9 protein-coding genes are annotated in these 10,017 nt (G+C 44.6%); 5 read left to right on the forward strand and 4 right to left on the reverse strand.

The genetic code is table 11. From position 1 onward, the window contains the following. Positions 1 to 218: 218 nt before the first annotated feature. Positions 219 to 1,316, reverse strand: coding sequence for an outer membrane protein assembly factor BamC (gene bamC, locus GWI56_RS05630; RefSeq protein ID WP_198572357.1), 1,098 nt, complete (start codon positions 1,314 to 1,316; stop codon positions 219 to 221). A gap of 3 nt (positions 1,317 to 1,319) precedes the next feature. Further along, positions 1,320 to 2,204: a 4-hydroxy-tetrahydrodipicolinate synthase gene (dapA, locus tag GWI56_RS05635; RefSeq protein ID WP_131523286.1), complete on the reverse strand. Its 885-nt coding sequence runs from the start codon at positions 2,202 to 2,204 to the stop codon at positions 1,320 to 1,322. A 172-nt stretch (positions 2,205 to 2,376) separates the two neighbouring features. On the opposite strand from dapA, the gene GWI56_RS05640 reads away from it, so the two are divergent. After that, positions 2,377 to 2,928, forward strand: a complete 552-nt coding sequence (locus tag GWI56_RS05640; RefSeq protein WP_028759648.1) for an ACT domain-containing protein — start codon at positions 2,377 to 2,379, stop codon at positions 2,926 to 2,928. A 3-nt stretch (positions 2,929 to 2,931) separates the two neighbouring features. After that, positions 2,932 to 3,399 (forward strand): thioredoxin-dependent thiol peroxidase, encoded by a 468-nt coding sequence (gene bcp, locus GWI56_RS05645; protein WP_113940881.1) that lies wholly within the window; start codon positions 2,932 to 2,934, stop codon positions 3,397 to 3,399. Between the two features lie 244 nt (positions 3,400 to 3,643). Here the strand turns inward: bcp and GWI56_RS05650 are convergent, their stop codons facing one another. Then, positions 3,644 to 4,261, reverse strand: a complete 618-nt coding sequence (locus tag GWI56_RS05650; protein ID WP_113940882.1) for a LysE/ArgO family amino acid transporter — start codon at positions 4,259 to 4,261, stop codon at positions 3,644 to 3,646. 125 nt (positions 4,262 to 4,386) lie between these two features. On the opposite strand from GWI56_RS05650, the gene GWI56_RS05655 reads away from it, so the two are divergent. After that, on the forward strand, positions 4,387 to 5,322 hold the full coding sequence (locus GWI56_RS05655; RefSeq protein ID WP_198572358.1) for a LysR family transcriptional regulator ArgP: 936 nt from the start codon (positions 4,387 to 4,389) through the stop codon (positions 5,320 to 5,322). 109 nt (positions 5,323 to 5,431) lie between these two features. On the opposite strand, the gene htpX is transcribed toward GWI56_RS05655, so the two are convergent. Further along, the gene (htpX, locus tag GWI56_RS05660; protein ID WP_006082065.1) at positions 5,432 to 6,295 is read right to left on the reverse strand and encodes a protease HtpX; all 864 of its coding nucleotides are present in this window, start codon (positions 6,293 to 6,295) and stop codon (positions 5,432 to 5,434) included. 435 nt (positions 6,296 to 6,730) lie between these two features. Here htpX and pepE point away from each other — a divergent pair, with 435 nt between their 5' ends. Together pepE and GWI56_RS05670 are read left to right on the forward strand one after the other, a co-directional pair. Continuing rightward, the gene (gene pepE, locus GWI56_RS05665; RefSeq protein ID WP_198572359.1) at positions 6,731 to 7,444 is read left to right on the forward strand and encodes a dipeptidase PepE; all 714 of its coding nucleotides are present in this window, start codon (positions 6,731 to 6,733) and stop codon (positions 7,442 to 7,444) included. A gap of 452 nt (positions 7,445 to 7,896) precedes the next feature. Next, the gene (locus GWI56_RS05670; RefSeq protein WP_242068355.1) at positions 7,897 to 9,480 is read left to right on the forward strand and encodes a glucan biosynthesis protein G; all 1,584 of its coding nucleotides are present in this window, start codon (positions 7,897 to 7,899) and stop codon (positions 9,478 to 9,480) included. Positions 9,481 to 10,017 lie beyond the last annotated feature (537 nt).

The raw sequence follows: 10,017 nt of genomic DNA on the forward strand, positions 1-10,017 counted from the left end.
CAGAATGCAGTACGATAACAAGGTTGTTAAGTGATTAATTTTACTTATTGCCACTAAATCAACATTTATCACTAAAACCATTTGAAAAAGATTGGTATATAGATAATTTAATTCTGCAACACAGATCGCCTAGATAATCGACAATCCCCTGCTTAAAACTCAAATTGCAGCCAATAAAAAAGGGCGATAATTCGCCCTTTTCTAGTCAACTGCTGAAATTAACGTATTTGACGTTCTTCTTTCATCAGGTTTGACAGTGACTGGTACACATTGCTAACCACTTCATCGCTTAATGGCTGATCTTCGTTATCGCGAAGGAAGATTTTCGTTTCTTCTGGAGTATCACCATCTTCAAGCAGTAAACGGTAGCTACCTTCTTTCAGTGCTAACTTATCTTCGCCCCACAATGAACTCCAGAAACCAGAGTTATCGTCAAACTTGATAAAGTACAATCCTTTAGCACTATCCATATCGGCAATTTCAAAGCCCATTTCTGGTAGCACTATGCGTAGACGATCCCACACTTGCTTGTAAGAGGCTTTAGCAGACCAGTAAGCTTTACCTTCTTCAGGCGTTACGAGATCAACATTAATACCTAAGGTTTGCTTCAAACGATTCGATTGGATCGCTTGGTCGCGCTTAACGCTGATATACGCAATGGCGCTGTTCAGCATATCAATAGTGTATCTTTGCTTATCTTCACCGCTTAATAAAACTTGTTGCGCTTTATCGTCGTAGAACTCTTCGTGTTCAACTAAGTGAATAACGATATTAGCAGTGCGACCATGTGGACGTGTTTCCACATCAAAACGATAGCGTTGGCGCAACAGATAAACTTTATCCGCCCCCCACATGCTCGATTCAATCACTTCACGGCTTTCAATCCAATCGGTTTCTACGTTGCCTTTGTCAAAATCACGGCTACGAACAGCAATGCCTTTTTGGGCAAAGAAACCATCTAAGTTTGTGAAGATTTCTTGCTTCAAATCCACAGCATTGTCGATGGATTCAACCACGATTTTAATGTTGTCACTGCCCTCTTCCACATGAGTACCTTCCGCCATTGGCAGTACTTGCAGTGGCGGACGGATATCTAAGTTTTTGCCATACAGCGAAGCATTCACTTTAGAACCCAGTGCTGGTACATCGAATTCTTTATTGTAGGGTGGCGTTTTTAATCCCGCGGGGATCTTAAGCAAAGGCGCTTGCTCGGCCTGAACATAGTCGTCGTTACCGTTCGCTTGGCGGCGATCAAGTGGCGAACTACAGGCTGCAACAGCAGCAACTAAGATCAGTGGAGTGACTTTCTTTAACATTAATTATTTAACCTCTATCTGGGCACGAGTCATTGCTTCTATCAACAGACCATGACATTGCTCAGAAAGTTCAGTCAAAGGTAAACGAATATGGCCACATTCAATCAAACCCATACGATGGGCAGCCCATTTTACTGGGATAGGGTTGGCTTCACAAAACAGTGTGCTATACAAACCGCGCAGCGGGGTATCGATGCTCTGAGCCAGCTCGGCATGGCCCGCGAGCGCCGCATCACACATAGCTTTAAAAGCCTTTGGTACTATGTTGTTAGCAACAGAAATTACGCCATTTCCACCTAAGAGTAAAAACTCTCTGGCAGTGGCATCATCACCGCTATACAAGAGGAAATCGTCGCCGCACAGTTCGCGCAGACGTTTTACACGGGATAAGTCACCGGTCGCCTCTTTTACACCAATAATGTTGCTCACGCTAACAAGCTCGGCAACAGTTTCTGGCAGCATATCAACGGCAGTACGGCCTGGAACATTATAAAGAATTTGTGGAATATCTGTGCTAGCGGCCACAGCTTTATAATGCGCAATCAATCCCTTAGGCGTTGGCTTATTATAATATGGCGTTACGCCAAGCATAGCGGCAACACCCACCTTAGATAAGGACTTGGTGAGCTCAACGGCTTCAGATGTGGCATTGGCGCCATTGCCACCAATGACAGGAACACGTCCCGCAGCAAATTTAACGGTTTGTGAAACGACCGCTACATGCTCAGGCATAGGCAGAGTCGCTGACTCGCCAGTAGTACCAACGGCCACAATGGCATCTGTGCCTTGGTCAATATGGAATTCGACTAACCTTTCAAGACTTGCAAAATCTACTGAGCCATCACTGTTCATTGGCGTGATTAAGGCTACGATGCTTCCGTTTATCATCTGACTTTCCCCAAGATTTCAGGATTCGCTATGGTACTGATGCCAACCACTAATGACAAGCATTAACGGGGCTCTCAAATTGAATTAGTTATGGTAGCATTACATCCCGCACAAAAACTCAGCTTTAACCCTGAGTTTTCGCTCTATGATATCGAAAAAGTGAGGAAAATTCATGACCAATTTCCTGGTCGTAACAGCGATGGGTCTCGACCGTCCTGGACTTGTAAGTAAACTAGCTCGACTTGCCAGTGACTGTGACTGCGATATCGTCGACAGCCGTATGGCATTATTTGGTAACGAATTTACCCTGATTATGATGTTGTCTGGCTCGTGGGCATCAATAACAAAAATTGAAAGTATGTTCCCCAGTCTCAGCGTTGAGTTAGAACTGCTGACGGTGATGAAACGCACCTCTAAACACACACCACAAAACTACCTTTCTCGCCTCGAAGTACGCTTCACGGGTAAAGACCAACGCGGCACCATTAAACGCATTACCCAGTTCCTTGCTGACAGGTCATTAGATCTTGCCGCAGTACGTTCATTTTCTGAGGAACTCCCCGGTGGTGAACAAACGCAAAATGTGTCGCTAACCATTAATATTCCTGAAAAAGTTGAACTAGAAAAGCTCGAACAGAGTATCTATCAGCTCGCCCAAGATATGACCTTAGATTGTACTATTCGTCGTATGGAAGGCACTGCCATCTTAGAGGACAGAGGATAATAGATGAATACCTTAACGGCTGGGGCAAAAGCGCCTCACTTTACACTGCAAGATCAACATGGCAACTCAGTATCGCTGGCAGACAGCCTTAAGCAAGGCCCTGTTTTAGTGTATTTTTACCCGAAAGCATCAACGCCGGGTTGCACAGTTCAAGCCTGCGGTCTACGTGACAGTAAAGCCGAGCTCGATAGTCATAATGTCACTGTATTTGGCATTAGCCCAGATCCTGTAGCTAAACTGGCTAAATTTGCAGAGAAACAAGCACTCAACTTCACTTTACTGAGCGATGAAGACCACAGTGTCGCCGACGCTTTTGGGGTCTGGGGTGAAAAGAAATTCATGGGAAAAACCTATGATGGCATCCACAGATTAAGCTTCCTTATCAATACCGACGGCACCATCGCCCACGTATTCGATAAGTTTAAAACCAAAGATCACCATGAAGTCGTACTCGCGCAAATCGCGGGTTAATGACAGATATGACGACGAATACAAGGCTTCAAGCTGCTGCTTTAATCGGCACAAAAGTGTAAACGTTGTCAGTTGAACTTGGTAGCCTGAATAAATAATCGGCAATCGATAACGAAAAGGTCCTGAAATCAGGACCTTTTTCATGAAAAATTTTCACTTTCATATCACAAGATACGGTCTAACCAAGCAAAAAAACCGCAAAAGCATTCAGCTATGCCCGTATTCTATGGCATCCCAACACCGGTTATCCTGCCACATAGGGCCAAATAATCGCAGCGGCAATGCTCCACATGGTTAACCAAATAAAACGGTCAAGGTAACGCCATGCCGCTGGGCGAGTAAAAATGGGCGCTAACAAACGCGCACCAAAACTTAAGCCAAAAAACCAAATAAATGATGCCAGTACGGCACCCGCGCCAAACCAAGGCCGATCGAAATCATCAAATTGAGTGCTAATGCTGCCGAGCAACACCACAGTATCAAGATACAAATGCGGATTAAGCAAACTGATCCCAAGCGTCGTCAATACGGCTTTCTTAAATGTGTCCGCATTATCGGCTTGATCCATCTCAATGCCCTTAGCCACAAACGACGCCTTTAGCGCATTCGCACCATACCAGAGTAGAAACGCAGCACCACCGAAACTCGCCACATGCTTAATAGTGGGAAACGACTCAATAATATGTCCTAGCCCCGCGACACCCGCAGTGATCATCAGCGCATCAATGATAGAGCAGAGCAAGGCAATCGGTAATGTGTACGAGCGCTTAATGCCTTGTTTGAGCACAAAGGCATTTTGTGCGCCCACAGCAATAATCAAACTCCCACCAATCCCCATACCCTGTATAAATGCCGCTTGCATAACCACCTCTCATGTTCAAAGAAGGCGCTAGCATAGTCAAAACAACAAAATTAATATAACTAATGTTTTTTATGTATCATAAGTAAAATTAATAACCATCAAACACAGATCGATTAAGGATGACTATGCTGGAATACGCCAATCTCAAAGCGCTCGCCGTTGTAGTCTCGGAAGGCGGCTTCGACCGCGCCGCTAAAGTGCTGCACATTACTCAGTCGGCTGTATCACAGCGTATTCGACAACTTGAAGAAAAAGTCGGTCAGTCACTGCTTATTCGCTCCAATCCTGTGGTCGCAACGCCCACAGGTAAGCGCCTGCTGCGTCACTATTCACAGGTACAATTGCTCGAGAGTGAATTAAGAGCCGAGATGGACGCCGACGATCCCAACCATCCAACCACAGTGCGCATCGCTGTGAATGCCGACAGTTTGGCCACGTGGTTTTTACCTGCGCTAGCAGGCATGTTCAGTCGCCACGCTTGGTTATTGGAATTAATTGTCGATGATGAGTCTTACACCCATCATCTATTGAAAAATGGTGAAGCGGTCGGATGTGTCACCACAACCGAAGTGCCGATGGCGGGTTGCAGCAGTGAGTTTTTAGGCACGATGGAATATTGGTGTGTAGCCACGCCCGAATTTGCCGCGCGCTATTTTAGCGATCTGAGCGACACTCCATCATTTAGTAACACCTCGTCATTCAACACCATCAACCAAGCTCAGTTAGCAAAGGCGCCAGCAGTGGTGTTCTCCACCAAAGATAAGCTTCACGAGAAGTTTCTCGCCCAGTATTTCAATATGACGCCAGGGCAATGGTGGCAACATACGATCCCCTCTTCCGAGAGCTTTTTAGAAGCGATTAACTTGAGTTTAGGTTATGGGCTCGTTGGGCATTTACAAGCTAAACCATTAATCGATAAAGGGATACTGATTGAGATCACCCCAGAACGGCGCATGCGCGTGCCGCTGTTTTGGCAGCATTGGAATATCAAAGCAAAACAAACGACACTGGTTTACCGTGCCCTTGCGGCAACCGCGCAGCATAATTTGCTGCAGGCATAAAAAATCGGGCTCAAACCAAAGTTTGAGCCCGATGTTAAAAGCCTTCAATCTAATATCAAGTGAGTCTTAAAGACTCAGATTTAACATTTAAGAGTTAACTCACTCTTTATTAGCTAGCTCTTAACGCAGCAATACGTTTCTCTAATGGAGGATGACTCATCATCATTTCCGCCATTGAACGCTTGCCGTTAATACCGAAGGCTGACATTTGTGCAGGCATTGCCGTACTTTCAGGGCCTTGGCGTAAACGCTCAAGCGCAGCAATCATCTTGCCTTTACCCGCTAAACGGGCCGCGCCTTCATCGGCTTTGTACTCACGAATACGTGAGAAGTAAGCGACGATGATTGAAGCCAAGATACCGAATAGCATATCCAGCACGAAAACCACGGCCATGTAAGCAAACATGCCTAAACCTTCGCCTTCTTCATCATTGCTCGACACAAAGTTGTTAATAATGCCAGCAACCACACGAGCCGCGAAGATAACGAAGGTGTTAACCACACCTTGGATCAGTGTCAAGGTCACCATGTCACCGTTAGCAACGTGGCTCACTTCGTGGGCTAATACGCCTTCAATTTCATCTTGGCTCATGCCATATAACAGACCCGTACTGACAGCCACTAATGAATTGTCTTTACTTGGACCAGTAGCGAACGCATTCATGTCAGGCGATTGATAAATAGCCACTTCTGGCATTTTAATCCCCGCTTGCTTAGCTTGACGGGCAACCGTCTCCACTAACCAACGTTCGGTACTGTCACGTGGGGTAGTGATGACTTCACAACCCATGGTCTTTTTCGCCATCCATTTTGAAATGGCTAAGCTGATAAAGGCCCCACCGAATCCAAAAATGGCAGCGAACACCAGCAGTCCACCCATAGTAGACGTGTTCACGCCTAGAATAGACATCACAATTGAGGCTACTAGCAACACAGCTAGGTTAGTCGCAATCAATAGAAATATACGCTTCATTTCAGCTCCTTTAGGGCAAGAATAGGCCATTTAACTTTGTTCAAAGACATAATATGTCCAAATCATCGAAATTCAAGTGGTAAAAGAAAAGAGTTTTTAAAATAGGTTATTTTTCTCGTATATAGACACTGCCTTTCATGGCCGAGAGTCTAGGGACAGTATATTAATCGAAACTTAAACTTATGCCCAAGCAACCTCAAGATACAAGTTTCATCGCGTTCTGAGAGCTTTAATTCAAGGCGCATCAATCTCTGACTTTTGCATTGATACCACACAGAAGTAGAATGCCCAGAACGCTCCATCTTGGTGGGGATCACTATCTTGAAAAACACCACCGCTAGCCGTGCTATGGCGCAATTCTGCTTTAACTCTCTATGTTTATCGGAATTAATCTTTGTTAACATACCAATACACTCCGAGATTTCAGGATACAAAATGACAATCAACGCCCTACTACTGAGCAGCTCTCGTGTCGGTGATACGCCTTATCTTGCCCACGCGATCCCTTTTATTAAACCGCTCACCGCCAACGCACAAAAATGGATTTTTATCCCCTATGCAGGGGTTAGCATGAGTTATGACACTTATTTAGCGTCTGTCGTGACTGGGCTAGCTGAGCTTGAACTCGATATCAGTGGTATTCATCAGCATCCAGACCCTAAACAAGCAATAAAAGATGCCGATGGTATTTTAATCGGTGGGGGTAACACCTTTCACCTGTTACACCAACTATATCGTTATGATCTGGTCGCGCTTATTCGTGAGCAAGTCGCCCTTGGTAAACCTTATATCGGCTGGAGTGCGGGTTCAAACGCATCGGGACTGAGTATTCGCACCACTAATGATATGCCGATCATCGAACCGCCTTCGTTCAACGCATTAAACTTAGTGCCGTTCCAGCTCAATCCACACTATTCCAATTACCAAGCACCGGGCCACAATGGTGAAACCCGTGCTCAGCGATTATTAGAATTCACTAAAGTCGACCCATTAACCCCAGTGATCGGCATAGTTGAAGGCTCAGCTTTGTGGCGACAAGGAGACACACTATCACTCTTAGGTGACAAACCTGCGTATTTATTCTGTGGTGAGCAGCAAGAGATCCTAATTCCTGTGGGCAGTGACCTATCGCACTTACTCAAGTCCTAATATCCACGTTAGCATACCTAAATGGGCTCACAGTTAACACCGTGAGCCTGAATCACTCATTAGCAATAATTAAGATTAACCATTTGATATTGTAAGTTTTTAATTAACACTCTCGATTCAACTGCACCAATTTTGTGTAAAAACGCCACTGAATTCAATGAGAACAGTGTTAACTCAGCCAAGACAGTTTTTACTGCAGTACCAATTGCGATTACTTATCGTAAAATCACACCGCAAAGTATTGAGAACGGCACCTAAAATAGCGCCAAGCATAATTTATGTTACAAATCTCTAGCTACGCAGGTAAAATTATCCCTTACCTCAGCTACTCGAATCCCACGACTGAGGATTTTATAGCAGACAAGTTATTAATATTTAGGGATTAGATAGACTGAAGCATATATTGTGCCTATGAATCAGCGTCATTTTAGTAAGGAGTTTCCATTTTGCGAATGAATCTTATGATGAATTACCCTACCGGTTATCCGGCATTACTCAAAAAACTACCTTTTGTCATCTTGACCGCCATCGTCTATGTCGTCGGCATAAACAACGTCAATGCCGCAGCGGCAGAGACAACACCAACGCCAGCACCAGAGAAGAAATCCAAAAAATTCTCCCAAGACACAGTTATTGAACTCGCTCAACAACTGTCGCAAAAACCATTTAAAGAAGCGAAAAAAGCACCTAAAGAACTGGTTGATCTCGATTTCGCGACCTATGGCAAAATCAATTACCAAGAAAATGCCGCGATTTGGGGCGGAACACCGACCAAATTTTCGGTACAACTTTTTGCTCCAGGCTTTCTCTATAAAAACCTTGTCGATATCGACGTGGTCGAAAACAGCAAAGCTATTCCAATTGAGCTAACAGAAGCTTCATTCGATGTCCCTAACGACACCATTGAAAAACTCATCACCCAAGTGGGCCAATATGCGGGTGTGCGTTTACATTACCCTATCAATGATGATGAAATAAAGGATGAATTCATCATGTTTCAAGGTGCGAGCTATTTTCGCGTGCTCTCTAAAGGGCAAACCTATGGCTTATCTAATCGTGGTTTAGCGATTGATGTCGCCCAGCCAAAAGGTGAAGAATATCCCCTGTTTAAGCGTTTCTGGGTTGAGCGCCCATCTAAATATCAGACGGCAATCGTGGTTCATGCTCTGCTAGATAGCCAAAGTGTCACTGGCGCCTATCGTTTTGGTATTTATCCCGGTTCACCATCACGTGTCGAAGTGGATGTAACCTTATTCCCACGCAAAGATATCCAGCATGTGGGTCTTGCACCGCTGACCTCTATGTTCCTCTTTGGCGGACTCGATAACTCAGATAAACCCGATTACCGCCCACAAGTACATAACTCCGACGGCCTACAAATCGATCGCGGTAATGGCGAGCGCCTATGGCGTCCATTAAATAATCCTAACAAACTGCAGATCAGTGCTTTTGGCGATGAAGATATAAAGGGATTTGGTCTTATACAGCGCCATCGTAAATTTGAAGACTATCAAGATCTGAGTGCAAACTATCAACTTCGACCTTCAGCATGGATTGAACCCCTCAATGATTGGGGCAAAGGCCAACTGGTGTTGCTTGAAATTCCCTCTAATGCTGAAACCAACGACAACATAGTTGCCTATTGGGAGCCGCAAGGCGGACTGAAAAAGGATCAGCCCTATAAATACTCCTATCGCATAACAGCCTCAAACGACAGCCCTTCTACGGCGTCAAAAGCACGTGTTGTCCGCAGTACTAAGGGGCAAGTCTTAGCAAAAGGCAAAGAATTACTTATCGATTTCAGTAACATCAAGCCGCAAGATATTGATAAAATTATCATCGATGCCAGCATCAGCAAAGGTAAAATCCTGTCGTCTCGGATTGTCGCCCACCCAGACATCAATGGCGCTCGAGTATTTATCAGCTTCGAACCAGAAAGTACCAATGTAGCCGAACTGAGAATACAGCTTAAGAAAGACGATAAACCACTTGCAGCGACTTGGTTGTACCGCTGGAATAGCGATGATTGGCAATAAGCTGATATTCACTAGTATCACTGTCTTACAAGCATAAACTGACCGTGTAAGTGAATAAAAAGCGCCAGTATTTACTGGCGCTTTTTTATGCCTAGTTTTATTTATAGGCTTACTATTCATAGGTTTTATCTCTAGCATAAATAGAACAAGCCAAGGCTAAAAACTCACGACCTGCTTTTCAGCAAACATAATCCCATACCTTATCGCTCGACTTCTCTGCCAGCATAACTACAGGCTTAATTCAAAATGACACTATCAGCTTAAAACGTAGCACTATTGTGTGATTTTAGGGTTATTAGCCTCTCTTGATGTGCGTCGCCGCAAGGACCTCTGCGAACTAAAGTAAGCAGTACGTTAAGTGTGTCAGTCAAGTTTGACCTTAAACCTCTCACGAAGAATGCCGACTAAAAGTAGAAATCTAAATGCAAAAAAGCCTCGATAAAAATATCGAGGCTTTTTCTTTTTTGGTACCCGAGGCCAGACTTGAACTGGCACGCTGTTACCAGCGAGGGATTTTAAATCCCTTGTGTCTACCGA

This window comes from Shewanella sp. DW31 (assembly GCF_015767295.1).
Lineage (GTDB): Bacteria > Pseudomonadota > Gammaproteobacteria > Enterobacterales > Shewanellaceae > Shewanella > Shewanella oncorhynchi.

Excerpts from the sequence above, each read along its gene's own strand:
- GWI56_RS05640 (WP_028759648.1), top strand. The coding sequence starts at position 2,377 with ATGACCAATTTCCTGGTCGTAACAGCGATGGGTCTCGACCGTCCTGGA.
- dapA (WP_131523286.1), bottom strand. The coding sequence starts at position 2,204 with ATGATAAACGGAAGCATCGTAGCCTTAATCACGCCAATGAACAGTGAT.
- htpX (WP_006082065.1), bottom strand. The coding sequence starts at position 6,295 with ATGAAGCGTATATTTCTATTGATTGCGACTAACCTAGCTGTGTTGCTA.
- GWI56_RS05650 (WP_113940882.1), bottom strand. The coding sequence starts at position 4,261 with ATGCAAGCGGCATTTATACAGGGTATGGGGATTGGTGGGAGTTTGATT.
- GWI56_RS05655 (WP_198572358.1), top strand. The coding sequence starts at position 4,387 with ATGCTGGAATACGCCAATCTCAAAGCGCTCGCCGTTGTAGTCTCGGAA.
- GWI56_RS05670 (WP_242068355.1), top strand. The coding sequence starts at position 7,897 with ATGAATCTTATGATGAATTACCCTACCGGTTATCCGGCATTACTCAAA.
- bamC (WP_198572357.1), bottom strand. The coding sequence starts at position 1,316 with ATGTTAAAGAAAGTCACTCCACTGATCTTAGTTGCTGCTGTTGCAGCC.
- pepE (WP_198572359.1), top strand. The coding sequence starts at position 6,731 with ATGACAATCAACGCCCTACTACTGAGCAGCTCTCGTGTCGGTGATACG.
- bcp (WP_113940881.1), top strand. The coding sequence starts at position 2,932 with ATGAATACCTTAACGGCTGGGGCAAAAGCGCCTCACTTTACACTGCAA.